This window comes from Zoogloea oleivorans, assembly GCF_008107625.1.
GTDB lineage: Bacteria > Pseudomonadota > Gammaproteobacteria > Burkholderiales > Rhodocyclaceae > Zoogloea > Zoogloea oleivorans.
Map to the genome: position 1 here is coordinate 247,070 of NZ_SDKK01000001.1, position 25,338 is coordinate 272,407.

The window sequence follows — 25,338 nt, forward strand, 5'->3', positions numbered from 1 at the left end:
GCGCAGGGCGTCGAGGTCGGTGTCCTGATCCATCTTGTCAAAGTAGTTGAAGCCGGCCATGAAACTGGCTTCGAACTCCTTGAGGGCGTCGTCCTTGCGGCCCTGCTTGAGGCGCAGGATCGCCAGGTTGTAGGACACCAGGGACTGTTTCGGATCACGTGCCCGGGCTTCGAGGAGATCCTTTTCGGCGTCCTCGAGTTTGCCCTGGGCCATCTTGGCGATGGCCAGCTTGAGCATTTCGTTGGCGGCGGCCTTGCTGCCGGCCTGTTCGGCGCTGGCGGCCTCGCCGGAGACGAGTTTGGCCTGACTTTCTTCACGCAGCTTCTGGGTTTCGGCCTCGGAAGGCGGGATTCCCGAGTTGGTGGCCGGCGCGGCGACGGGGGCCGGTGCAGGAGCTGGTGCAGGAGCTGGTGCAGGAGCCGCGGCTTCCTGGGTGATCGGCGGAGGTTCCGGGGCCTTGGCGGGCTTGGCGGTGAAGTAGTATCCGCCGCCTGCCAGAATCAGCACGGCGGCTGCGCCGGCTGCGATCAGGAGCGTCTTGCTGCCACCGCCACCGCCACCACCGCCACTGCCGCCCGGTGTTGCCACCGGATCCAGCAGGGTGCCGCAAGCCGGGCACTTGAGTTCCTCGCCAGGGGCGCGCTCGAAAATTTCGCCGGAATTTGCCTTGTCGCAATCGCCCAGGGTCGGGCATTTGTATTTCGCCATTTTTGCTCTCTTCGTATGACTGTGTCTGGTAAGCCGGGGGGCCGGCTGGTCGCTGTGGATTTAATCTTCCTGCGGCGGGAGGCCCAGGATTTCGAGCAGGGGTTTCTGCATCGCGCTGAGCGCCAGGAACTCGGGGTCCTGGTCGTCTTCACCCGAGTTGCTGAAGCAGTCCAGAACCATTTGCTGATAGGCGCTGCGCAGTTCGATTTTCTTGTCGATGTGCTTGTATTCCGCGTCGAGCCGTTTGGCGACTTCCTTCTCGATGGCGCCCTGGACTTCGGCAGGATGATCGCCATTCAGGATGTCGCTCCAGGTCTTGCCCTGCAGAACCACGACTTTGGGCAGGCCGCCGGAGATGTAGCTGAAGATCCACTCCATCAGGCCGGACGTCTTGTTCTGACGTTCCTTGACCATGCCAAGCAGGCGCGCGATGAGGAGGTAGGGCTTGCGCTTGGCCTGGGCGTTGACTTCGGACGTGGAGCGGGCGAACAGGGGCGGGAGCTTCTTGCCGTCACCCTCGCCGTGCAGCAGGACCGCTTCCTTGGTGTCGCCGAGCAGTCCGTCATAGTGACGCTTGAGTTCGGTGAGGGAGTCTACGAAGCGCGCCGGCATCAGCGAGGCGATCTTCATGATCACGATCTGGTTGGACAGATGACCGGTGGCCACCTTGGTGTCGGAGGCCGGGTCTTTCTGCTGGTCGAAAAGTGCTGCCAGACTGCCGCGGAAGTCCTTCTGGTTCTCGCATTCGGGCAGGAAGACGCCAATGGTCTGGGCGCGCCCGCGGGTGCCACCGGCGTTGTTGGCGACGCTGCGGTCCACTTCGGTCTTGTTGAAGAGGAGCATTGCGCCGGCTTCGTCGTACAGCTCGGAGACGAAGGCCTTGAGGCCGCTGGGGTTGGCATCGTATTTTTTCTGCAGGCGCTCGACGATGTTGACGTGCAGCACCGGCGGCAGGGTTTTGGCGATCTCGGCGTGGGCCAGCTCGACGATCTGCGCGGACTCCTGTGACAGCGTGGAGATCACGCTGCCCAGCGAAATGCCCTGGCGTAGTTGCTCGAAACTGTCTACCTCGGTGCCGGCCAGGTCGATGATGGTCTGGCGAACGCGCTGGGTGCGGGCGGCCTGGGCGGCTTCATCGACGATCAGGGCCTTCATGATGCTGCCGATGGCGTTCTGGTCGAAGATGCGCTTCTGGTAGGCGGCGTCGGAGGGGCCGAGGCGGGCGGCACGCTCCTGGTTGACCTTCTCGGTGGCGGCGGCGAGGTTCTGGTGCAGCTCGTCGATGGCGCCACGCAGGGCGGTGAGCTGTTCCTTGATGAAGGGGAGCAGGCTGCAGGCGAACTTGAGGCCCTGGTGGGTGGTGTTCAGGATGTATTGGTCCTGAATCTGCGTGCCGATGTCGGCGAACAGCCCGCCGCGCTTGTCGGTAAGGTGCTTGCCAAGAAAGCCGACCTTGTTGAACTGGGCGGACAGTTCGGCAATACGCTGCTGGACGGCCTGCAGCTCCGTCGGCATCTTGCTGACTTTTTCGGACAACAGAAGGTTGCGCTCGTCGAGCATGGCGATCAGCGCATCGGTGAACTGGCGCAGTTGCATCAGCGAGGCGGTGCCAGCCTTCCAGCGGGCAAACATTTCTTTCTCGATGTGGCGTCCGATGTGGCGGGCCATTTCGAGGCGGGCGTTACCCTTGACTTCATAGAACTTGCGGACGCCGCCCATCGTGCGATAGGTGTCATCGAAGACTTTGGATAGCCGGGTGTTGAGCACCGGAATCCAGTCGGTTTCCTCGATGGTCTTGTCGTCCTTGATGTTGGGCACCTGAAGGCTGACGATCTGCTTCCAGTATTCGCGCGGCGGCTTCCAGGAGGCGTTTTTGGCGTCGTCGTCGAGAATGCCGGTTTCCAGCGTCAGGTGCGCATCCGTCAGCAGCAGGGACTGCAGGGTGTCGGGCTTGCGGGCCTCGAAGCCCCAGTCCTTCTCCACGGATTCGTCGGCATAGCCTTCGCCCTGCCGGAAGTTGTTGTACATCAGCTGGCGGGTGGCCTGCTCGGCAAACCCGTAGGCCAGGAATTCCTTGATTTCCTGCTCGGGCACCACGACGCGCTTGATGCCGAAAGACAAGAACAGCTTGGCGCGGGCCTTGCCGATGTCTTCCTCGCTCTCGAAGTTCTTGATGTCGTTCTCGCCCTTTTCGGCGCGACCCAGGCCTTCCCATTCCTTGTTCATCGTCTTTTGGAAGATGAACTCACCAACGATCCGTGGCACTTCCGATTCGACTTCGAACTGGATGTTGTGCTCGTTGATGTTGTTGATCAGGTAGCAGCCGTTGAAATAGATGTCGTGATCGAGGCGCGAACCGTCGAGCAGGTTGGTCGGCTTGTACTTGCCCACCGCCAGCGCGTTGAGTTCGGAGAGGGCGGCGTAGCCGTTGGCGTAGTAGGTCGAAAAGCCGGCTACGTCCTTGACGCGGCGGGAGTTCTTCTCGGGCAGCATCGCGTAGATCAGGATGCGGTACTGGTCGTGGTCGGGGCATTTGTGGCGGATCTGGGCGACTGCATCGACGATGGAGCCGCTGCCGGTGCCACCAGCCAGGCCGCAGACCACGTGGATGACGGCGCCGACCTTGCCGCCGGGGCTCGATTCGAGCACCGCCAGGCGGTCTTCGAAGGCTTTGACGAAGCGTGAGGCGTTTTGCGCAAATACCAGGCGCCCGAGCTTGCGCCGCTGGGCTGCGCCAGCGGTTGTCGCATTGACGAAGTCGAACACGTTGCGCGGTTCGATCCAGTCTTTCAGGCCGGGGAAGGAGTCCGGGTCACCGAGTACCGGGCGGACGCTGCTGGCCGTATTGATGAGGTACTGGCTGCGTGCCAGGTCGATTTCCTTGCCGAGGACTTTCCATTCCTCTTTTTTGTCCATCTCGTCCTGGGACGTATCGATGTAGAGGAATTCGAAGCGTGCGTCGGACGGGCTCTTGCCCTGGGTGTCCTTGCTGCGTTCAATGGTCTTGCGCAGGTGGCGAATGACTTTGCCCCCGGTGCCGCCCAGGCCGACGATCAGGTGATTGTTGCTCATGAGGTTCTCTTTAGCGCGATTACTGGTGGGACAGCTTGATCTTCAGGAACAGGCCGGTGTCCGGGGTGCTGGTTTTCTTGACGACGTAGGAGGCGACCTGGGCACCGGTGCCGGTGGGGGCCGCGTCGTCGCTGAAGGCGATGCCCTTCGCCGCGTAGGCGGATGCGGCCGGCTTCGCGCCGTCCTTGACGCAGTTCGGCTCTTCGGCAAAGGCAATGCCCTTGGAGGCGTATTGGCGATCGCTGTTGGTAGTGACCGCGTCTGTCGGCGCCGTGTTGTCGGCCAGTGCCTGCGGTGCGCAGGCTGGGGCCGCGTCAGGCAGCACGGAAACGACATCGGGACGCATCTTTTTGACGCGCTCCGGCATGCCCGCCTGGATGGGGGTCGGCGAGACATAGACCAGCAACTGTTCGGTGCCGGGCTGCTGATCGAATTCGAACGAGCCCTGGCTGGGCAGAAAGACGACGCCCATTGCGTTGACGAAGTTGTCACCCCCCGGCTGGGGATAGAGCTGGACGATCTTGCCGCTGGGGTCTTCGTTGAGGATGTAGATATAGGACGGGCGATTGACTTTCACACCGAGCTGGAAACGTTCGCCGGTCTTGAACTTGCGGCTGGAGAGCACATCGCGGGAAGTGCCATCGGGGCTTTTCAGGCGAATGAAATAGCTCGCGCCGATGTTCGCCGGCTTTTTGTGGGCGACAGTCTTGGTGGCTTTCTTGATGCTTTCCGGTGCGCTCGCGACTTTGGCCTTTTCGGCGGTCGAGACGGCGATGACGGAGTCGTCTTCGCCGAAAAACAGGGATTTGGCACTGTAGCTCTCTTCGGCGCAGACACCGCCGGCCAGCAGGAAAAAGGATAAGGCGGTCAGCGTGGTTCGCATAATGGCGGGCTCCCGGGAAAAGATGAGGATGTGATTGGGGGTGTCAGTGGCTCAATCGTAGAGTGTGCTGGCGTCACCGGCGGGCAAGGGGGGATTCAGGCGTGGCAGTTGCTGGATGGGCACCGGGCCTTTCCAGTTTTGCGGCGGCGGAATCGTGCTGACCTTGTTGTAGGTGAATGTCTGGGCTGCGGCGAAGGCAGGTTCCAGGTGGCCTTTGTATTGCCGCAGGTATTCAAAGAAGGCCTGCGTGAAGAAGGAGCCCTGGAGCTTTTTGTCCGGCGATACGGGGCTTTGGAAGCTGCCACCGGCGGACGGGCCCCAGGAGAGTTCGCCGTCGCTGGTGGCCGTGATGACGGTGTAGCGGTTCGGGTCGATGGCCTGTTGTCCGGCGGCAGGGCGCTGGTCTTTGCCCCTGGCTTGCGCAGAGGAGGCCGGCCCGGATTCGTTGTTCATGAAAATGGCCTTCGAGGCATAGGCCTCTCCCGTCCACGCCTGCATCGAAATGCCGGAGCGTTCGGGCACGCCGCCGTTGGTCTTGAGAATGTAGCGGCTGCTCTCGTCGGCGATGCCTTTGAGGATTTCGCCGCTGTAGCAGGTGTCAATGATGACGCGGGTTTGCCGGGTCGGGATCTGGGCCAGTTCCTGTACCTTGGTATCGGACACCGAGGTCTCGTGCACCTTCAGCTGAAAGGCCGTGCCGTTGCCGGGCGTGCCGGTGTCGCCGGTGTCATAGGCTGCGATCGACATCTTGCGTGCGTCCTTGGCTCGCGGCGACGGAATCGGCTTGTTGCCATGGCTGGAGATGTAGATCAGCAGGCTGTCATCCGGCCCGATCTCGCGTTTCAGCCGTGCCAGGGCGGTTTCAATGTTGGCCTTGGTGGCCTGCGCACCGAGCAGTGTGGTGGTCTTGTAGCCGGCCTTCTCGGCTTCCTGCTTGACGAGTCTGGCATCGTCCTCGCCCAGGATCGGCGTCAGCCTGTCGTCGCGAAAGGTGTTGATGCCGACGATCAGGGCGCGCTTCTCCGACTTGGCGGCGGTGCCGCGGCTGGTTTTGGTGAATTGACTCAGGGCCCGTCGGGCGTCGGCTTCCCAGCGTTTTTCCTTGATGTCTTCAGGGTAGAAGGGGGAGGTTGATTTGATCCCGATGATGGACTGCACGATGACGAAGGCTTTGTCGACTTCGTCCTCGTCCCGGTAGCTGCCGGTCAGGCGGATGCGACCGACGTTGTCGCGGGCGATTTGTGCGCCTGGGAGGCCGTTACGCTTCAACTCGACCTTTATCTGTTCCACCAGGGATTCGGGAACCGTGTAGCCCTGGTAGGCGTTTTCAAAGCCATGCAGGCTGCTGGCGGCGCAGGCGCTCAGAAGCAGCGGGCTCAGCAGAAGCAGGATGCGTTGCAAGAACTGGATTTTGATGAGGTGCATCGGGCTGCTTTCGCGGGATGTGAGCGGAGTCCGGAATGACCGCGGGAGCCATGTCCCGCGGCGTGTGGTGGGCTTACTGAACGGTCACGGTTTCCTTGACGGTGGAGACAGGCTTGCCGCCTGCGCTCACGCTGAATTCAAAGCGGTACTGGGTGTCGGCCTTGGCATCGGAGGGAATCGGCAGGCGGGCGGTGTCCTGATGTTCGCCGGGTTCCACGGTCCGTTCTTCTGAGTTCCTGCCGGTAAAGGTCAAGGCGGTTTCCTTGCCCTCCACAATGGCGAACAGTTTGCGCTCGATCACGATCGGGGTTTCTGCGCCGTTGGGCGTCAGCACGATGAAGGTGCTGACAATATCCATCGGTACGCCTGCCTTGATGGTGGTTGGCATTTCAATTTTGGTGGCTTGGGCCTTGATGCCTTCGGTCGGTTTGTATTTGGTGTCTTTCTTGACCTGGGCATAGGCCTTGGTGCGCTCGATTTTGGATTCCGGAATCCATGCCGGGTTTTTCTTGAAACAGGTATCGACTGCCGTGAAGTAGGCGGTTGCGAAGCCGGCAGCCCCACCTACCACGGCACCGATGGCCGCATTCTTGAGCGCGTCTTTCTTGTTGTTGGAAAAAAGGGCTGCACCCAGACCGGCCAGTACACCTGCACCGGCGCCCTTTGCAGTCAGCATGATTTGTTCTTCCTTGACGCAGGCATCCAGCTCCGTATTGGCAGATTCCTGTGCGTGGGCTGCGGTGGACAGGCACAGCAGGGCGGCAATGGCTTTGGCGGCAATTTTTTGAGTGGTGTGCATTTTGCGAATGTACGTGGTTGTCGTAATGCGGATTGGCTGTACGCGGCTGTGGCCTGCAGGCGTGGCGCTGGCGGGCGGGTATTCGGGCAAGGCAGTGAGGCGCCGCAATGCATGGGCATCAAGCGGCGTGGCGGGCCTGGTGCCGTGAGCGGTCTGGTGCAGAAGAATTTTGCGCCTCCTTCTTTATTGACGAGTCGTTATGCTCATCAAAGGAAACGCTGAACCGGGATGCAGGTGAATAAGAAACTGACTGCAACCCGGCTGCCCGCCAATAAGAAAGAGGGGCCCGTGGCTTTGCGTCCTACAGTCACCCATAGTTTGCCTTTGAATTGTTACAAACCTTATCACAAGCCAATGCGAGAGCGGTAACTTCGTGGCTGTTCTTGTGATGGGGTTGGCGCGTGCTCTCCCGCGGCATCAAAAGGCCCCGATCGCCAGGCCGGTGGCGAAGGCCGCGCCAAGCTCTTCGCCCTTGGTCAGCTCGGTGGAGGCAACGCTTTTGGGGGCGAGGATTTCTTCGGGTGTCTGGGCGTGGGTGCACACGATCAGGGGCGGGGTGATTTCGCGCAGGCGCCAGCCCGTGGCAATGCGGGCAATCTGGCGGGCCGCGTTGCTGCCGTCGCTGCCGGCGCAGACGATGCTGGCGTAGGGGCGGCCGTTGAGTTGATCGAGTGCCGCGTAATAGCTGCGGTCGAAGAAGTCCTTCATCAGTCCGGCAATGGCCGCCAGGTTTTCAGGGGTGGCGAAGACGTAGCCGTCGGCGGTCAGCAAGTCCTCCGGCCCCGCCTCGACGGCCCGCAGCAGGCGAACGCGCACATCCGGCTCGCAGGCCGCGCCACGGGCGACGGCGTGGATCATCTGTTCAGTGGCGCCGGTCCATGAGTGGTAGACCAGCAGGAGGGTCTTGCGGGCGGCGTCGGGCATGGTCGGTGGTGTCTGCGGGGGATGTTTCGAGCCTAGTGGGCACTTGCTGAGGGGTCAATGGAAAAATGCCGCATGAACATCAACGGTTGCCAATGGAATCCTTTTGCGGCGACTATGGTGGCGAACATCGGCCAGAAAGGAAGATCCATGAGCATTCTCCGGTTTCTGGCTGTCTTCCAGGCTGCCGCGGAGCAAAGGCCTGCGTTGTCCGGCGTGCAGACGTGGGACGACCCGGAAGTCGAAGCCCTGCGGAAGAAAATCGCCGGGCTGGATGTGCGCATTGCCGAACTTTCCGCCCGCAAGACGGTGATCGACGAGGTCATCCTGGCCTTCCAGATCGCCCAGTACGAAGCCCTCGGCGGGTCGTTTGAAAGCTGTCTGCGCCTGCGTCTCGAATTCCTGCGTCTCAAGGCTGCCCGCTCCGGCGCCGAGGCAGACCTGCACGCCGAGCGTGAAGCGGCTGCCGAGTGGGAGGGCTGTCAGCCCTTCGCGGCGGACGACAACGCCGCGCTGGACGCCCTGGGCGACGATGAACGGGCCGAACTCCGGCAGCGTTACCGGAGCGCCGCCATGCGCTGCCACCCGGACCGGGTTCCCGAGGCGGGCAAGGCCACGGCCCAAGGCTTCTTCCTGCGCCTGCAGGAGGCTTACCGCAGTGGCGATCTGGCCGCGCTGCGCGCCGTCTGCCGCGAGCTGGACGGCGCCGCCACGCTGCAGGTGGATGCGCTGTCGTTGCCGGGGTGCGAACTGCTGCGGCGGCATTTGTCGGATCTGCAGGATCATGCCGCCGACCTGATTTTGGCTGTTCAGAGTGCTCAGCTCGATCCCCTTTACCGCAAGGCCATCCATCCGGCCGATTGGGACGCGGAGTTCGCTGAAATCCGCGAGCGCCTTGAAGAGGAGTGTGACGTGCTGCAACGGCAGATTCGCATTCTCTCGCGCGGCTGAACGTGTGCAGTCGGACTGAAGTCCGACCCACAAAACCGGTGCGCTCTTCCTGTGGGTCGGACTTCAGTCCGACTCGACCGGCCGAGCGCGTGTAGTCGGACTCAAGTCCGACCCACAAAACCGATACGCCCTTCCTGTGGGTCGGACTTCAGTCCGACTCGACCGGCTGAGCGCGTGTAGTCGGACTCAAGTCCGACCCACAGAACCGATGCGCTTTTCCTGTGGGTCGGACTTCAGTCCGACAAGCCCGGGCTGAGCCAGGCCGGCGATGCCTGCCTTTGCGCCATGTCAAAAGTCCGGTCTGCTTGGCGGCCGTACTATTGGGCATTGCTGCACTGCAATGACCCGCGCCAAGACGGGGCACCCGAGACGCCGAACCTTCCATCAGGGAATTGTCATGAGCACCTATCTCAATCTCGACGGCAACGAAGCCGCCGCGCGGATGGCCTACCTCGGCAGCGAGGTGATCGCCATCTATCCGATCACGCCCTCGTCCAACATGGGCGAATGGGCCGACGAGTGGGCGGCGCAGGGCAAGCCCAATCTGTGGGGCGTCGTCCCCAAGATCATCGAGATGCAGTCGGAAGGCGGCGCCGCCGGTGCGCTGCACGGGGCGCTCACCTCGGGTGCGCTGGGCACCAGCTTCACGGCCAGCCAGGGCCTGCTGCTGTTCATCCCCAACCTTTACAAGATGGCCGGCGAGCTGACGCCCTTCGTGCTCCACGTCGCCGCGCGGGCGCTGGCCACCCATGCGCTTTCCATCTTTGGCGACCACTCGGACGTGATGGCCTGCCGCGCCACCGGCTGTGCGCTCTTGGCCAGCAACTCGGTGCAGGAAGCCCAGGACATGGCCCTGATCGCCCAGGCCGCCACGCTGGCCGGGCGCATTCCGGTGATCCACTTTTTTGACGGCTTCCGTACCTCGCACGAAGTCGCCAAGATCGTCGCCGTCGAGCCGGAAACCGTGCGCGCGATGATCGACGACACGCTGGTGGCCGCCCACCGCAGCCGCGCCCTGTCGCCCGAGCATCCGGTGATCCGCGGCACCGCGCAGAACCCCGACGTGTTTTTCCAGAGCCGCGAGCGCGCCAATCCGTATTACGACGCCTTTCCGGGCCTCGTGCAGGCGGCGATGGATCGCTTCGGCGAACTTACCGGGCGGCACTACCGGCTCTTCGACTACGTCGGTGCGCTGGATGCGGAGCGGGTCATCGTGCTGATGGGTTCAGCCGCCGAGACCGCCGAAGAAACCGTTGATCACCTGACTACCCGCGGCGAGAAAGTCGGCGTGCTCAAGCTGCGCCTGTTCCGCCCACTGGCGCCGGCTGCTTTGCTGGCGGCGATTCCGGCCACCGCCAAGTCGATTGCCGTGCTCGACCGCTGCAAGGAGCCCGGCTCCGACGGCGAGCCGCTCTACAAGGACATCGTGACCGCTTTCGCCGAAGCCGCCGCCGACGGCATTCGCCCGATGCCGCGGGTGATCGGCGGGCGTTACGGGCTGGCCAGCAAGGAATTCACGCCGGGCATGGTGGCTGCGGTGTTCGACGAACTGCAGGCCGCCAAGCCGAAGCGCCAGTTCACCGTCGGCATTGTTGATGACGTGACTCACCTGTCCCTCGCCTGGGACACGCATTTCCGCACCGACGCCTCGCGCCGCCTGCAGCACGCGGTGTTCTGGGGGTTGGGGGCCGATGGTACGGTGTCGGCCAACAAGAACTCCATCAAGATCGTCGGCGAGGCCACCCGCCTGCAGGCGCAGGGCTACTTCGTGTACGACTCGAAGAAGTCCGGCGCGGTGACGGTGTCGCATCTGCGCTTTGGCGAAGGGGCGATTCGCGCCAGCTACCTGGTGGAGGAGGGCATGGCCGGTTTCGTGGCCTGTCACCAGACGGTGTTCGTCGAGCGTTACGACCTGCTCGCCCACGCGGCGCCGGGCGGTGTGTTTCTGCTCAACACACCGGTGCCCAGGGATGAAGTGTGGGCCGGCCTGCCGGCCACGCTGCGTGCCGGCATCCTGTCGCGCGGCCTCAAGCTGTGGGTGATCGACGCCTACGCGGTGGCCCAGGCGGCGGGCATGGGGCGGCGCATCAACACCATCATGCAGACTTGCTTCTTCGCCATCTCCGGCATCCTGCCGCGCGACGAGGCGCTGGCGGCAATCAAGAAGGCGGTGGACAAGACCTACGGCAAGAAGAGCAAACGCCTCGCCGACCTGAACCACAAGGCCATCGACGTGACCCTTGCCAGCCTGCATGAAGTGGCCTTCCCGGGCCTGCTGCTGGAGGAAGGCGCGGCGCCCATCGCGCTGCCGACGCCCGCCAATGTGCCGGCCTTCGTGCGTGACTTCACCCTGCCCATCTACCGGGGCGACGGCAACAGCCTGCCGGTGTCAGCGATGCCCGTCGATGGCACCTTCGCCAGTGGCACGGCGCAGTATGAGAAGCGCAACATCGCACTGGAAATCCCGGTGTGGGAAGCCGACCTGTGCACCCAGTGCGGCAAGTGCGTGTTCGTCTGCCCGCACTCGGCGATTCGTGCGCGGGCCTTTCCGGCCGAGGCGGCGGTCGATGCACCGATCACCTTCAAGCACGTGCCGGCCAAGAGCAAGGACTTTCCGGCCGGCACCCGCATCAGCTACCAGGTGGCGCCGGAGGATTGCACCGGTTGCGGCGACTGTGTCGAAGCCTGCCCGATCCACGACAAGTCCAATGTCAGCCGGCTGGCGGTGAACATGGCGCCGGTGGCCCCGTTGCGCGATGCCGAGCGGGACAACTTCGACTTCTTCCTCAAACTGCCCGAGTTTGATCGCAGCCTGCTCAAGCACGGCACCATTCCCGGCGCCATGCTGCTCGATCCGCTGTTCGAGTTTTCCGGGGCGTGTGCCGGTTGCGGCGAGACGCCCTACATCCGGCTGGCGACGCAGCTGTTTGGCGACCGCATGCTGGTGGCCAACGCCACCGGTTGCTCGTCGATCTACGGTGCCAACCTGCCGACCACGCCCTACACGGTGAATGGGGCAGGGCGCGGGCCGGCCTGGTCGAATTCCCTGTTTGAAGACAACGCCGAGTTCGGTCTCGGCATGCGTCTGGCCTCGGACCAGCTGATGGTCTATGCACAGAGTTTGGTGAAGGAGATGGCGTCCGGCATCGGCGGCGACCTGGCGCAAGCCTTGATCGTCGCCGACCAGCGTCAGGAAACCGGCATCCGCGCCCAGCGCGAGCGTGTGGCCGTGCTGATGCAGACGCTGGCGGCCAGCACCCATCCGCGGGCGAAGGAGCTGGCCTCCCTCGCCGAATGGCTGATTCGCCGTTCGGTGTGGATCATCGGCGGTGACGGCTGGGCCTACGACATCGGTTACGGCGGGCTCGACCACATCCTGGCGCTGTCCTACGACGTGAACATCCTGGTGCTCGACACCGAGGTGTATTCCAACACCGGCGGGCAGACCTCCAAGGCCACGCCGCTGGGCGCCGTCGCCAAGTTCTCGGCGGGCGGCAAGGCCACCGCCAAAAAGGATCTGGCGCGTATCGCCTCCGACTACGGCCACGTGTATGTGGCCACGGTGGCCTACGGCGCCAAGGACGTGCACACCCTCAAGGCCTTCCACGAGGCCGAGGCCTACGCCGGCCCCTCGCTGATCGTGGCCTACAGCCCGTGCATCGCCCACGGCGTCGACATGCTCTACAACCAGCGTCAGCAGGATCTGGCGGTGAAGTCCGGGCACTGGCCCCTGTTCCGCTTTGATCCGCGCCTCGAAGAAGCGGGCGCCAACCCCTTCAAGCTCGACTCGGCCCCGCCGAGCCAGCCCATCAAGGCTTTCATGGACAGCGAAACCCGCTTCGCGATGCTCGCCCGCAGTCATCCGGAAGCGGCCGAGCGCCTGCTTGCCGAAGCCCAGAAGGACGCCGACCGGCGCTTCAAGGGCTATCAGGAACTGGCCCAGCGCCCCACCGATGCCTCCAAGGGAGACCTCAAATGATCGATCTGTCCACCGACTACCTGGGCCTCAAGCTCAAGAATCCGCTGGTGCCGTCGGCCTCGCCGCTGTCCAAGCACATCGACACCCTGCTGCAACTCGAAGACGCTGGGGCGGCGGCCGTGGTGCTGCACTCCCTGTATGAAGAAGAACTCATCGCCGAGGACGCGATGGCCGACCGCTTCCTGTTCCACGCCGATCTGCACGACGGCGAGGCGAGCGGCTTTTTGCCGGATCACGGGCAGTACCAGAGCTCCCTCGACCGCTATATTGCGCATCTGCAACAGGCCAAGGCACGTCTGTCGATCCCGATCATCGCCAGCCTCAACGGCGTAACGCCCGGCGGTTGGGTTGATCTGGGCAAAGAGTTGCAGGATGCCGGCGCCGACGCGCTGGAACTCAACGTTTACCACGTGGCTGCCGACCCGCTGGAAAGCGGCGATCTGGTCGAGGGGCGCTACGTAGCGCTGCTCCACGAGCTCAAAAGCGTGGTCAGCATCCCGATTATCATGAAGCTGTCGCCGTTCTTCTCGTCGCTGCCCAATCTCGTCAAGCGCCTCGAAGCGGGCGGTGCCAGCGGCGTGGCCCTGTTCAACCGCTTCTTCCAGCCGGATATCGACCTCGACAGCCTCGAGATGGTCGATCAGCTGCATCTGTCGAGCCGCGAGGAAGCGCTGCTGCGCATTCGCTGGACGGCCATTCTGCGCAGCCACACGACAATGACCCTGGCCGCAACCGGCGGCGTGCACGGTTACGAGGAGGCGATGAAGCTGCTCCTCGCCGGGGCCGACGTGGTGCATCTGGCGTCCTGCCTGCTCGAACACGGCCCCGGCCGGCTGTCGCAGATCCTGCAGGACATGCGAGCCTGGATGATCGAACGGGAATACAGCTCCGTTGCCCAGCTCAAGGGCAGCATGAGCCAGAAGAATCTGCGCGACCCCAGCGCGGTGGCGCGCCTGAGCTACATCCGGGTACTCGACAGCTTTACGCCGCGGGCGGGCGTGTGGCGCTGAGCGGGGCGCTGTTCAAGGCAGGCATTTGATTCGGGCGGTATGTGCAGCACGCTGGCAAAAGTGCTTATATACTCGCCCGGTCTTGTGCCTCCGTCATTTTTCAGCCCTCCGTCCGTCCCATGCAAGAAGCCGAAGAACTTCCCGCCCAGCTCGGCACCGCTCTGCCTAGCGTTGAACGCCTGTTCGATCACCTCGCGGACGCGGTCTATCTGATCGATCCTGATACGTCGTGCATCGTGTGGGGCAACCGAAAAGCATGGGAATCCCTGGGCCTCAGCCGTGACGATGTCCTTGACCACAGCGTGCTGAGTCTGCAGAAAGACGTGCACGGCATGCCCCAGTGGGCGCAAATCGCTGGCGCCATTCGCGGCAGTGATTGTTTCCGCTTCATCGGTCGGCACCGTCACCAGCAAGGGCATGAGATCGAGGTGGAAGTGAACACCACCCACTTCACGCTCGACGGACGCGAGTACTTCCTGTCGGTAGCCCGCGACATCACCCGGCGCGTGGCGCAGGAGGCTGATGCCCAGTGGCGGGAGAAGCAGCTCTGGTTTGCCCTGAACGAAGCCTGCGACGGCCTGTGGGACTGGGAAGTGTCGACCGGGGCGCTGTTTTTCAGCCCGCAATTGAAGCGCATGCTGGGCTACGGCCCGGACGAGATGGCGCCGGTACTCGAAACCTGGAGCCACAATGTGCACCCCGAGGATGTCCAGCGGGTCATGGCCGCGCTGCAAGCGCATATGCAGGGCAAATGCTTCCGTTACGAAGCCGAGTACCGCATCCGCAACCGCGACGGCCATTACCTGTGGGTGCATGACCGGGGACGCGTCTGCGATCACGACGCCGATGGCCAGCCCCGGCGGGTGGTCGGCATGGTGCAGGACATCAGCGCGCGCAAGACGCTGGAACTACAACTGCAGGAACTGGCCTCCAGCGACATGCTGACCGGCCTGGCCAATCGCCGTCAGGGAACCGACTTCCTGAAGGCGCAGGTCGAGTTGTGCCAGCGGCTTGGCCTGCCCCTCGGACTGGCCTTCATCGACATCGACAACTTCAAGGCCATCAACGATCTGCGCGGGCATCTCGTCGGTGACAAGGTGATCCAGCGGGTGGGGCAGGTGGTGAAAGACGGAGTACGTGGCTCGGACCTGGTGTGCCGCTGGGGCGGCGAGGAATTCATCGTGATCGCCCCCAATACCGGCATCGAACCCATGGGGCTGGTCGCCGAGAAACTGCGCCTGGCTGTGATGCGCGAACTCGCCAGCCATGTCCCGCCGGTCACCATCAGCGTGGGCGTTGCCTCGGCCGCAGGACTCTCGATGGATATCCCGTCACTCCTGGAGGGCGCCGATGCCGCCCTCTACAAGGCCAAGCAGGGCGGTCGCAACCGGGTGGCACTGGCCGATCAGCGCTAAATGCCCGGTGGGAGCCTGGAGGCCATCATCTTCTTCCGGTCAATCTTGCGCCCGTCGACAATGAATGTTCCGTCACCCACCGCGTGCACCGTGCGCGTCTCCTGGCGTGCGCTATCGATGTAGGCGGCAACCCCCTCCAACACAACAATGTTGTGCTTTTCGACAATGTCGATGACCTTGCACTCAATGTTGGCGAGGCATTCCTTGATCAAGGGTGGCCTGACGAGCCTGGCCTGCACGGGCGTCAGTGCGAACCTGGCAAACTTGTCGGTGTCCGCCCCGGAGCACGTCCCGATGCCAACCACCTTGTCCAGCAGGTCGACGGTGGGAATGGCAATGACGCACTCCCGATTCTTTTGCAAGGCCGCGAAGGAGTGATTCCATTCCCCCGTGGTGATGGCAAATACCGGCGTGAAATCCATCACCATGGTCCAGGATATCGTCATGATGTTGTCGTGCTTCCCGTCATGGGTTGTCACGAGCACCACCGGCCCTGGCTCAATCAGGGTAAATGCCTTGCTCAGTTCCAGCTCATGCATGGGAGCACCTCCGAGAGTCATGCCGGGATTGAGCGCTTGATGTCTGGTTCAAGGCGGTGTGCTGAGCCGGGACTGAACGGGATTCGTTTGGTCATGGCTTGGTTTCTGCGGTACTCACTCCTGATTTTTCAGGGGCTCATCCTTGCGGCGCTGGGACGTCAGGAACGCAGCGAGGGCCCCGATTGCAGTTGACCCAAGTGACAGCAGTCCTTCAGGAATCTTGATTTCCCTTGGGATTCCGGCGCTACCGCCAAGCCCAATGGACGTGGTCCACAGCACGTAGCCTGGAATTGAAATGGCTACGATGGCGAGCGTCCAAACAACAATCCGGAAGTTCCATCGATTTTCGTCAGGTGGCGCGCTCTTGCGGAGTTCGTTCATCAAGATCTTCTTGTCCTGGATGTCCAAGGAGCTATCCAATACATCCTTGAACAACAGTCGCAGTTCTGCATCCATGGTTTTGCCCTCTCCCTGACTGAATCGCGGTGCCCTGTTCGGGGGCGGTTGTGACGCCTGACGGAGTAGCCGTCATCGCTGGATACGATATTACATCCGGCCCATGCTTTGTGACTGCAGCGCTTGCTTGAACTGAATTTGTCCCGTCGTCTTGCCTGATGTCGCGTGATGCTGAAGCCCGGTGGGCTGCTTCAGTGTTCGAGTATGCGCAGGGCGAGGAGGGTGAGGACGGCCAGGGTGAGGAGGGCGGTTGAGCACTTCCAGAACAGGACGGGGTTGCGTTCGATCAGCGGGGTGGTGCGCTGCTGGTGGAACTGGGCGCCGGGGGCCTTGAGGTCGTGGATGAATTCGGAGATGACTTCCTGTCGTTTGGCCGGGTTGGGATGGAGGGCCTTGGCGAGGACGGCATCGACCCAGGCGGGCAGGTCGGGGCGGTGGTGGCGGAGGGGGACGTAGCGCAGGCTGCGCAGGTCTTGCGGGGTGCGGACTCTGGCGGCATTGAGGCCGTAGGGGAGTTGCCCGGAGAGCATCTGGTAGGTGATGGCGGCCAGTGCGAAAAGCTCGCTGCGCGGGCTGCCACCTTCGCCAAGCAGGTATTCGGGGGCGGTGTACTGGAGGGTGCCGGGGACGGCGGCGCTGACGAGGGCGTCGCGGTGGTATTCGGCCAGCCCTTCCACGTGGGCGGTGGCCAGGTCGATGAGCTTGACCGTTCCCTGGTGGTCGATCATGACGTTTTCGGGGCGCAAGTCCTGGTGCAGCATTTCGCGCCGGTGGAGGGCCTGGAGGCCCTGGGCGAGTTGTTCAATGATGCTGCGTGCGCTGTCCAGGCCCGGGTGGGGGTTGTCCCGCATCCATTGGGCCAGGGTTTGACCATCGATGAATTCCATCGCCACGAAGAGGTGCGTGCGCGGCCGATCGGAGGGCCAGGTCTTGATGACGTGGGGGCTGTCGATGCGGCGGGCGATCCATTCTTCGAGGACGAAGCGGTCCAGGTAGTCGGCGTCCTGACTCAGGTCCACCGAGGGGGTCTTGATGACGTATTGCTGTCCGCTGTTGTTGTCGACGGCCAGGTGCAGGTGGCTGCGGGCGCTCACCTGCATTTCGCGCAGGATGGTGAAGCCCTCGAATTCCATGCGCGGGGCCAGGGTGGGCGGCAGGCTCAGCCCTTCGCGGCGCAGTTGGGGATGGGGCGCGTCGCTGGCGGGTAGTTCGTCGATGCGCAGGAGTTGCAGGGTGGCGTCGTCGTCGGAGCCGCGGCGGCGGGCCAGGCTCACCAGATCGCTGGCGGCGGCGTCGAGGTCGGCAGGATGTTCGCGCAGGGCGGCGTGGATGTCCTCGGCGTGGAGATGGCCGTAGGCACCGTCGGTGGCGAGCAGGTAGATCTCGCCCGCTTCGGCTTCCCAGCCGCGGTAGTCGATCTCTACATAGGGGCCGGCCCCCAGGGCGCGGCCCAGGTAGGATTCTATGGAGGACAGGCGTACCCGGTGGTCTTCGGTGAGCTGTTCGAGGGCCTGGGGATGAAGGCGGTAGATGCGTGAATCGCCCACATGGATCAGGTGCAGGTCGCGGCCCTTGAGAATGAGGGCGCTGAAGGTGCACACATAACCGCGGTCTTTCTCGAAGCGTCCGTCGCTGCCCATGGTCTGGGCATGCAGCCAGGCGTTGGTGGCGCTGAGCACCCGTTCGGCGGCGCGGCGCACCGACCAGGCTTCGGAGGTGGCGTAATAGTCTTCGAGAAAGGAGCGGACGGCGGTCTGGCTGGCCAGCTGGCTGACCTGGCTGGAGCTGATGCCGTCGGCCAGGGCCAGGGCGATGCCCTTGCTGGCGAGCTGGTGCCCGCGAGGCAGCAGGGCTCCGTGAAAATCCTGGTTGGTGGCGTGCGTGCCGGCCAGGGACGCCTGGCCGAGGGTGACGCGCAAGGTCTTGGACATGGATGCGCGGCCCCCGGCTGGCGTTCAGGTTCAGGCGAGGCGGCGCTTGGGAGCCGTCTTGTAGTGGGTGGAGTACAGGGTGGCGCCGACGAAGGTCAGACCGCCCACCAGGTTGCCCAGCACGGTGGGGATCTCGTTCCAGATCAGGTAGTCCATGAAGGTGAAGTTGCCACCCAGCATGAGGCCCGACGGGAACAGGTACATGTTGACGATGCTGTGCTCGAAGCCCATGTAGAAGAACACCAGGATGGGCATCCACATGGCGATGACTTTGCCGGAGACGCTGGTGGACATCATGGCGGCGACCACGCCAGTGGACACCATCCAGTTGCACATCACGGCGCGCACGAACAGCGTCAGCATGCCGCCGGCCCCGTGGGCGGCGTAACCGACGGTGCGGCCTTCACCGATGTGGCCGATCTTCTGGCCGATGGCGTTGGGGGCTTCGGTGAAGCCGCTGGTGAAGATGATGGCCATGAAGACCGCCACGGTGAGCGCACCGGCAAAGTTGCCGGTGAACACCAGGCTCCAGTTGCGCATCACGCCGCTCCAGGTGGCGCCGGGGCGCTTGTCGAAGACGGCCAGCGGGGCCAGCGTGAACACGCCGGTCAAGAGGTCGAAGCCCAGCAGGTAGAGCATGCAGAAGCCCACCGGGAAGAGCAGGGCGCCGATCAGCGGGTTGCCGGTATTGACGTTGACGCTGACCGCGAAGGCGGCGGCCAGGGCCAGGATGGCACCGGCCATGTAGGAGCGGATCAGGGTGTCGCGGGTGGACATCAACAGCTTGGATTCACCGGCGTCCACCATTTTGGTGACGAACTCGGCAGGGGCAAGATAGGCCATGGGGTTTCCTGTGTAATTCAGTTGATAGCGCGGAGCAGGCGGGCCTTAGCCCAGGGCGACCAGTACGCGGCCGTCCTCGATGCGCACCGTGTGGGCGCGCACCGAATGCTCGGGAGCCTCCAGGCATTCGCCGGTGGCCAGGTCAAAATGGTTCTTGTAGAGGGGCGAGGCGACAACGATGTGCGTGCCCAGGTTACCCACCAGGCCCCGGGACAGGACGCTGGCGCCGGACTTGGGGTCCACGTTGTCGATGGCGAAGAACTGCGTTTCACCGACGCGGAAGACCGCCACGTGGCGGCCCTCCAGCAGGGCACACACGCCGGTATTGGGCAGGATGTCCTTGACCGTGCAGACGGCGTTCCATTGAAGGGTTGCGGTGCTCATGGGGGGCGTCCTCAGGCAGGTATGGCGCGGGTGGCGGATTCGTCGGCGGCACGTTCGTCGGGGCGGGCCGGGCGAATCTGGCCGCGTTCCTCCACGAAGATGATGTGCTCGTCGGCCTTGTCGCTATTGACGAAGGAGCGGAAGCGCTGGCGCACCTCGGGGTTGGTGACGGCGGTCTTCCACTCGCACTGGTAGGTGTCCACCACGTGCTGCATCTGGCCTTCGAGTTCGGCGGCGAGGCCGAGGCTGTCGTTCACCACGACATCCTTCAGGTAGTCGAGGCCGCCTTCGAGGTTGTCGCGCCAGGTGCTGGTGCGCTGCAGACGATCGGCGGTGCGCACGTAGAACATCAGGAAGCGGTCCACCAGCTGGACGAGTTGCGCCTGGGTCAGGTCGGCGGCCAGCAATTCGGCGTGGCGGGGTTTCATGCCGCCGTTGCCGCACACGTAGAGGTTCCAGCCCTTTTCGGTGGCGATGATGCCCACGTCCTTGCCCTGGGCTTCGGCGCATTCGCGGGTGCAGCCGGATACGCCGAACTTGATCTTGTGGGGGGCGCGCAGGCCTTTGTACCGGTTCTCCAGATCCACCGCGAAGCCCACGCTGTCACCCACGCCGTAGCGGCACCAGGTGGAGCCGACGCAGCTCTTTACGGTGCGCAGGGATTTGCCGTAGGCGTGGCCGGATTCGAAGCCGGCGCTGATCAGTTCGTCCCAGATGAAGGGCAGTTGTTCGACGCGGGCACCGAAGAGGTCGACCCGCTGGCCGCCGGTAACCTTGGTGTAGAGGCCGTATTTCTTGGCGACCTGGCCGACGGCGATGAGGCCGTCGGGGGTGACTTCGCCGCCGGGCATGCGCGGGACCACCGAGTAGGTGCCATCCTTCTGGATGTTGCCCAGGTAGTAGTCGTTGCTGTCCTGCAGGCCGGCGAGGTCTTTCTTGAGCACGAACTCGTTCCAGCACGAGGCGAAGATGCTGGCGGCGGTGGGCTTGCAGATGTCGCAGCCGAGGCCCTTGCCGTGCTTTTCCAGCAGTTCGTCGAAGGTCTTGATTTCGCCCACCTTGATGAGGTGGAAGAGTTCCTGGCGGGAGTACGGGAAGTGCTCGCACAGGTGGTTGTTCACCGCCATGCCGAGGCGGGCCATCTCGGCCTTCATGACCTGGGTGACCAGCGGCACGCAGCCGCCACAGGTGGCGCCGGCCTTGGTGCAGGCCTTCATGTCGCCGATGGTGGTGGCACCGTCGGCCACCGCTGCGCAGATCTGGCCCTTGCTGACGTTGTTGCACGAGCAGATCTGGGCGCTGTCGGGCAGCGCATCGACGCCCAGGCCGGGCTTGGCCTTGCCGTCGCTGGACGGGAGGATCAGGAATTCCGGATCTTCCGGCGGCGCGATGCCGTTGAGGGCCATCTGCAGTAGGGTGCCGTATTCGTCGGCGTTGCCCACCAGCACGGCGCCGAGCAGGCGCTTGCCGTCTTCGCTGACCACGATCTTCTTGTAGATCTGCTTGCGCTCGTCGGTGTAGCGGTAGCTGCGGCAGTTGGGGGTCTTGCTCTGGGCGTCGCCGATGCTGGCCACGTCCACACCCATCAGCTTGAGCTTGGTGCTCATGTCGGCGCCGGCAAAGCTGGCGTCCTTCTGGCCGGTGATGTGGCGGGCCACCACGCGGGCCATGTCGTAGCCGGGGGCAACCAGGCCGAAGAGCTGTTCCTTCCAGGCGGCACACTCGCCAATGGCGTAGATGTCGTGATCGCTGGTGCGCAGGTGGTCATCCACCGCGATGCCGCCGCGGGGGCCGACTGCCAGCGCGTTCTGGCGGGCCAGTTCGTCGCGGGGGCGGATGCCGGCCGAAAACACGATCATGTCGGTTTCGAGGTGGCTGCCGTCGTTGAAGACCATGCGATGGCGGGCGCGGGTGCCGTTGGTGATCTCCACCGTGTTGCGGCTGGTATGCACGTGCAGGCCGAGTTCCTCGATCTTGCTGCGCAGCACGCGGCCGCCGTCTTCGTCCACCTGCACCGTCATCAGGCGCGGGGCGAATTCGACCACGTGGGTTTCGAGGCCGAGGTCGCGCAGGGCCTTGGCGCATTCCAGGCCAAGCAGGCCGCCACCGACAACCACGCCGCTGGTGGAGCGGGCGCCGCATTCGGTCATGGCCTCCAGGTCTTCGATGGTGCGATAGACGAAGCAGTCGGGGCGATCGTTGCCCTTGACGGGCGGCACGAAGGGCACGGAGCCGGTGGCCAGCACCAGCTTGTCGTAGGCCAGCACTTCGCCATCGGCGGTGGTGACGGTCTTCTTGCGGCGGTCGATGGTTGCGGCCGGGGTCTTGAGGCGCAGCGAGAAGCCGCTCTTCTCAAAGAAACCCGGCTCGACGACGGACAGCTCGTCGGCCGTCTTGCCGGCGAAGAATTCGGACAGATGGACCCGGTCGTAGGCGGCGCGAGGCTCCTCGCACAGCACGGTGACTTCGGTAGGAACAGATGCCAGTTGGTGAAGTTCTTCGAGGAACTTGTGGCCCACCATACCGTGGCCGACAACAATGATTTTCATGATTAATCCTGCATGTCCGGGCTCTCTGGGGACCATGCAGGATCTCTGTGCCAGGTCTCACGGTGTGAGTGGCGCAGACATCAGGGCCCCCGCGAAACGCGGATCGAAGTCGGGTTGGAACAACGAGGTGACGTGTGCATGCGCACTCGATTGACTCGGGTTCCGCCGTCGTTGGCGGAGGCAACAAGACCCGCGGCGACACTGCCTGCGGGCAAGAACTGTATAGCAGGTATCGTGCCGGGTCGTTTTCCCCGTAATTCGGGGTTCTTCAGGGGGGTGGTCGCCGTGGCGGGACGCCGGAGGCGCCAAGTTGGTGCGTGGTGGTGTCCACAATGGCGCATGGACGCCTTGCGGGAGCGAGGCTCGGGGATAGTGAGGCGGTAAAACGCGAAAAGCCGCAGGAGGCGTCTGGAACGACGCGCGCCTGCGGCTTTACGACCTGCGTGCTTACATGCCCAGGTAGGCGGCGCGGACCTGTTCGTCCTCGATCAGCTCCCGGCCACTGCCGGTGAGGGTGATGTTGCCGGTTTCCAGCACATAGCCCCGATCGGCGATGGCAAGGGCCGAGAAGGCGTTCTGTTCGACCAGCAGGATGGTCATGCCCTGGGCCTTCAAGGTCTTCACCACGTTGAAGACTTCTTCGACGAGCAGCGGGGCGAGGCCCATCGACGGTTCGTCGAGCAGCAACATCTTGGGGCGGCCCATCAGCGCGCGACCGATGGCGAGCATTTGCTGCTGACCGCCGGAGAGGGTGCCGGCGGGGAGCTTCCGCTTCTCTTTCAGGATCGGGAACATGGCGAAGATCTTTTCCAGATCGCCTTCCACCTGCTGCTTGGGCTGCGTATAGGCACCCAGGCGCAGGTTGTCCTCGATCGACAGCGGTCCGAAGACCTGGCGGCCTTCCGGCGACTGGCAGATGCCGCGGCGCATGCGCATGTCGGAGCGCAGCTTCGAGATGTCTTCGCCGTCGAAAGTGATCTTGCCGGCCGACATCGGCTGCACGCCCGACAGGGTGCGCAGGAAGGTCGTCTTGCCGGCACCGTTGGCACCGACCAGGGCTACCGTTTCGCCGCGTCGCACTTCGAGGGAGATGCCTTTGAGCGCCTTGATGCGTCCGTAGCAGCTTTCCAGGCCGCTGACGCTGAGCAGCACTTCGGCCTTGCCGCTGGCGGGTTGCAGTTCGCCGGCGCTCTGGCCGCCGAGTCCGACCGACACCGGCGCCAGACTGGCAACCTTGTGGAACAGCTCGCGGAATTCGGCCCGTGCAGCGCTGCCAAAGACCGGATCGTCGTTATCCAGGAAGGCTTGGTCGATCTCGGCCCAGTCGGCGGCGGTGAGCACTTCGCTGGCCAGCGGGTAGATGTCCTTCTCTTCGCTGCGGATGTGCGCTTTCTGGTCGTTGAGGTAGAGGCGCAGGGCTTCCGCCAGTTCATTCACGCTGCTGCGGCCGGCGGCGGTATCGGCCAGTTGCCGGCGCAGGGCTGCGAGGTTCTGCGGCCCGTTGCGGTGTTCGGCCTGCAGGCGGTCGAGGAGCGGCCCGGCCTTGTCGCTGCGCTGGCGCAGGATGCGGAACAGGTACTCGTCTTCCTTCTTGTGGTGGCAGCCATCCATGAAGTGCTCGAAGTAATCGAGCACGGAGCCGATGAAGGCCGGGTCGGCCTTCTGGTCCTGTTCCATCTCGCCGATGACCTGGTCGAGGGTGATGGCCAGGCGCCACAGGTTGCGGTGCTCGTCCTTGATGATGCGCAGTGCTTCCATCTTTTTATCCTCGGGCTTCAGGCGTGGGCGCCCAGATAGGCGGCGATCACGTCGGGATTCCTGCGAACTTCCTCGCCCGTGCCTTCGGCCAGTTTCTTGCCGTAGTCGAGTACGAGGATGCGGTCGGAGAGGTTCATCACCATCTTCATGTCGTGCTCGACGAGCACCACGGTGATGCCCGAGTCGGCCACCTTGCGGATGAGTTCATCCACCTCGATGGTTTCCTTCGGGTTGAGGCCGGCGGCCGGTTCGTCGAGAAAGATCAGGCGCGGCTTCATGGCCAGCGCGCGGGCGATTTCGAGGCGCTTGAGGGCACCGTAGGGCATGGAGTCGGCGCGGGCTTCGATGTACTTTTCGAGGCCGACGAAGCGCATCAGCTCGGCCGCTTCGACACGCATTTCGGCGTCGCGGCGGGTCAGCGTGGGCAGGCGCAGGGCGGCTTTGAGCAGGTTGCGGTCGAGTCGCAGGTGGGCGCCCACCATCACGTTCTCGATGGCGCTCATGTTCATGCAGATCTGCAGGTTCTGGAAGGTGCGGGCCACGCCGCGCACGGCCAGTTCATTGGGCGACTTGCCGCCGATGGATTCGCCATCTAGACGGATCTCCCCGCTGGTCGGCTTGTAAACCCCCGTGATCAGGTTGAACAGGGTGGTTTTGCCGGCGCCGTTGGGGCCGATCACCGCATACACAATGCCGGCGTCGATGCTGAAGCTCACTTCCTGCACGGCCTTGACGCCGCCGAAGTGGATGGAGAGTTTGTTTACGTCGAGGAGCGCCATGCTCAGTCTCCCTTTCCGAATTTGGCGGCCAGAGTCGGAACCAGGCCCTTGGGCATGAAGATCATGCACACCATGAGGATCATGCCGAAAGCGACGGTTTCCCAGCCTTCGAAGGTGGCCAGGGCCTGGGGCAGGGCGGTGAGGAGCACCGCGCCGATCAGGGAGCCATACACCGAGGCCATGCCGCCAATCACCACCATCGTCACCAGCTCAATCGAGTGGAAGAAGTCGGCCAGGTTGGGGGTGACGAAGCCCACGTAATGGGCGGTGACGCTGCCCATCAGGCTCGCAAACACCGCCGACATGACGAAGATGGCGACCTTGTAGCGGACCACGTCCACCCCCACCACCTGCGAGGCGACTTCCGAGCCGTGCAAGGCGCGCAGGGCGCGGCCGAAGGGCGAGTCGATGAGGTTGATGGAGGCCCACACGCTGACCGACAGCATCAGCGCGACGACCCAGTACCAGTGCTTGTCGCTGGTCAGCTCGAAGCCCATGAGGCCCATTGCCGGCACCGGCATGCCGTCGGGGCCGCCGGTCCAGGTGGCCTCGTTGCGGATGGCGATGTTGATGATGATGCCCAGGCCGAGGGTGGCCATGGCCAGGTATTGGCCTTTGAGTTTGAAGATCGGGCGCGCCAGCACGGCCGCCAGCAGGCCGGTGACGGCAGCGCCGGCGCCCATCGCCAGCAGCGGATGCCAGCCGAAATGGGTGGGCAGCACGGCCGAGGCGTAGGCTCCGATGCCCAGGAAGCCGGCATGGCCGAGACTGATCTGGCCGGCAAAGCCGATCAGCAGGTTGAGGCCGAGGACGATCACCGCGTTGATGGCCATGCGGATGGCCAGGTCGAGATAGAAGCTGTTGGGCACTACCAGCGGCAGCACGGCGAGTACCGCGATGACGATGTAGAGCCCGAAGTAGGCGCGTTTCTGCATG

The 25,338-nt window shown here is 63.8% G+C and carries 19 protein-coding genes and 1 riboswitch; of the genes, 4 read left to right on the plus strand and 15 right to left on the minus strand.

Annotated features, from left to right (window positions below):
* The 6 genes from ETQ85_RS26055 to ETQ85_RS01165 all read right to left on the minus strand — a co-directional run.
* Nucleotides 1–708: tetratricopeptide repeat protein (locus ETQ85_RS26055; protein WP_187394539.1), on the minus strand; the 708-nt coding region annotated here is incomplete at its 3' end.
* Nucleotides 709–768: 60 nt separating this feature from the next.
* The gene (locus ETQ85_RS01145) at nt 769–3,780 is read right to left on the minus strand and encodes a tubulin-like doman-containing protein (protein ID WP_148577277.1); all 3,012 of its coding nucleotides are present in this window, start codon (nt 3,778–3,780) and stop codon (nt 769–771) included.
* A gap of 19 nt (nt 3,781–3,799) precedes the next feature.
* On the minus strand, nt 3,800–4,663 hold the full coding sequence (locus ETQ85_RS01150) for a DUF4384 domain-containing protein (RefSeq protein WP_148577278.1): 864 nt from the start codon (nt 4,661–4,663) through the stop codon (nt 3,800–3,802).
* Between the two features lie 51 nt (nt 4,664–4,714).
* Nucleotides 4,715–6,088, minus strand: a complete 1,374-nt coding sequence (locus ETQ85_RS01155) for a caspase family protein (RefSeq protein ID WP_148577279.1) — start codon at nt 6,086–6,088, stop codon at nt 4,715–4,717.
* Nucleotides 6,089–6,161: 73 nt separating this feature from the next.
* Complete coding sequence (locus ETQ85_RS01160) at nt 6,162–6,887, minus strand: hypothetical protein (protein ID WP_148577280.1); 726 nt, start codon at nt 6,885–6,887, stop codon at nt 6,162–6,164.
* 248 nt (nt 6,888–7,135) lie between these two features.
* Nucleotides 7,136–7,220: riboswitch (cyclic di-GMP riboswitch) on the minus strand.
* A gap of 84 nt (nt 7,221–7,304) precedes the next feature.
* Entirely contained in the window at nt 7,305–7,811 is a 507-nt protein-coding gene (locus ETQ85_RS01165) for a flavodoxin family protein (RefSeq protein ID WP_148577281.1), read from the minus strand.
* 147 nt (nt 7,812–7,958) lie between these two features.
* Between ETQ85_RS01165 and ETQ85_RS01170 the strand changes: the two genes are divergently transcribed.
* The 4 genes from ETQ85_RS01170 (at nt 7,959) to ETQ85_RS01185 (ending at nt 15,163) form a co-directional block, all read left to right on the plus strand.
* Nucleotides 7,959–8,759, plus strand: a complete 801-nt coding sequence (locus tag ETQ85_RS01170) for a J domain-containing protein (protein WP_148577282.1) — start codon at nt 7,959–7,961, stop codon at nt 8,757–8,759.
* 397 nt (nt 8,760–9,156) lie between these two features.
* On the plus strand, nt 9,157–12,738 hold the full coding sequence (gene nifJ, locus ETQ85_RS01175) for a pyruvate:ferredoxin (flavodoxin) oxidoreductase (RefSeq protein WP_148577283.1): 3,582 nt from the start codon (nt 9,157–9,159) through the stop codon (nt 12,736–12,738).
* Nucleotides 12,735–13,748: a dihydroorotate dehydrogenase-like protein gene (locus ETQ85_RS01180; RefSeq protein ID WP_148577284.1), complete on the plus strand. Its 1,014-nt coding sequence runs from the start codon at nt 12,735–12,737 to the stop codon at nt 13,746–13,748. Before nifJ ends, ETQ85_RS01180 begins: the two co-directional genes overlap by 4 nt.
* 119 nt (nt 13,749–13,867) lie before the next feature.
* Entirely contained in the window at nt 13,868–15,163 is a 1,296-nt protein-coding gene (locus ETQ85_RS01185) for a sensor domain-containing diguanylate cyclase (protein WP_148577285.1), read from the plus strand.
* Here ETQ85_RS01185 and ETQ85_RS01190 read toward each other — a convergent pair.
* The 9 genes from ETQ85_RS01190 to ETQ85_RS01230 form a co-directional block, all read right to left on the minus strand.
* Nucleotides 15,160–15,702, minus strand: coding sequence for a flavin reductase family protein (locus tag ETQ85_RS01190; protein WP_148577286.1), 543 nt, complete (start codon nt 15,700–15,702; stop codon nt 15,160–15,162). The two genes, ETQ85_RS01185 and ETQ85_RS01190, sit on opposite strands and share 4 nt — an antisense overlap.
* A gap of 114 nt (nt 15,703–15,816) precedes the next feature.
* Nucleotides 15,817–16,158, minus strand: a complete 342-nt coding sequence (locus ETQ85_RS01195) for a hypothetical protein (protein ID WP_148577287.1) — start codon at nt 16,156–16,158, stop codon at nt 15,817–15,819.
* 191 nt (nt 16,159–16,349) lie between these two features.
* On the minus strand, nt 16,350–18,089 hold the full coding sequence (locus tag ETQ85_RS01200; RefSeq protein WP_148577288.1) for a bifunctional protein-serine/threonine kinase/phosphatase: 1,740 nt from the start codon (nt 18,087–18,089) through the stop codon (nt 16,350–16,352).
* Nucleotides 18,090–18,119: 30 nt separating this feature from the next.
* Nucleotides 18,120–18,932 (minus strand): formate/nitrite transporter family protein, encoded by an 813-nt coding sequence (locus ETQ85_RS01205; protein WP_148577289.1) that lies wholly within the window; start codon nt 18,930–18,932, stop codon nt 18,120–18,122.
* Nucleotides 18,933–18,977: 45 nt separating this feature from the next.
* A complete protein-coding gene (gene nirD, locus ETQ85_RS01210; protein WP_148577290.1) occupies nt 18,978–19,316 on the minus strand; it encodes a nitrite reductase small subunit NirD in 339 nt (112 codons plus the stop codon).
* Between the two features lie 11 nt (nt 19,317–19,327).
* A complete protein-coding gene (gene nirB / locus ETQ85_RS01215; protein WP_148577291.1) occupies nt 19,328–21,865 on the minus strand; it encodes a nitrite reductase large subunit NirB in 2,538 nt (845 codons plus the stop codon).
* A gap of 447 nt (nt 21,866–22,312) precedes the next feature.
* The gene (locus tag ETQ85_RS27340; RefSeq protein WP_148577292.1) at nt 22,313–23,623 is read right to left on the minus strand and encodes an ATP-binding cassette domain-containing protein; all 1,311 of its coding nucleotides are present in this window, start codon (nt 23,621–23,623) and stop codon (nt 22,313–22,315) included.
* A gap of 17 nt (nt 23,624–23,640) precedes the next feature.
* Nucleotides 23,641–24,402: an ABC transporter ATP-binding protein gene (locus tag ETQ85_RS01225; protein ID WP_148577293.1), complete on the minus strand. Its 762-nt coding sequence runs from the start codon at nt 24,400–24,402 to the stop codon at nt 23,641–23,643.
* A 2-nt stretch (nt 24,403–24,404) separates the two neighbouring features.
* On the minus strand, nt 24,405–25,337 hold the full coding sequence (locus ETQ85_RS01230; RefSeq protein WP_148577294.1) for a branched-chain amino acid ABC transporter permease: 933 nt from the start codon (nt 25,335–25,337) through the stop codon (nt 24,405–24,407).
* Nucleotide 25,338: the final 1 nt, after the last annotated feature.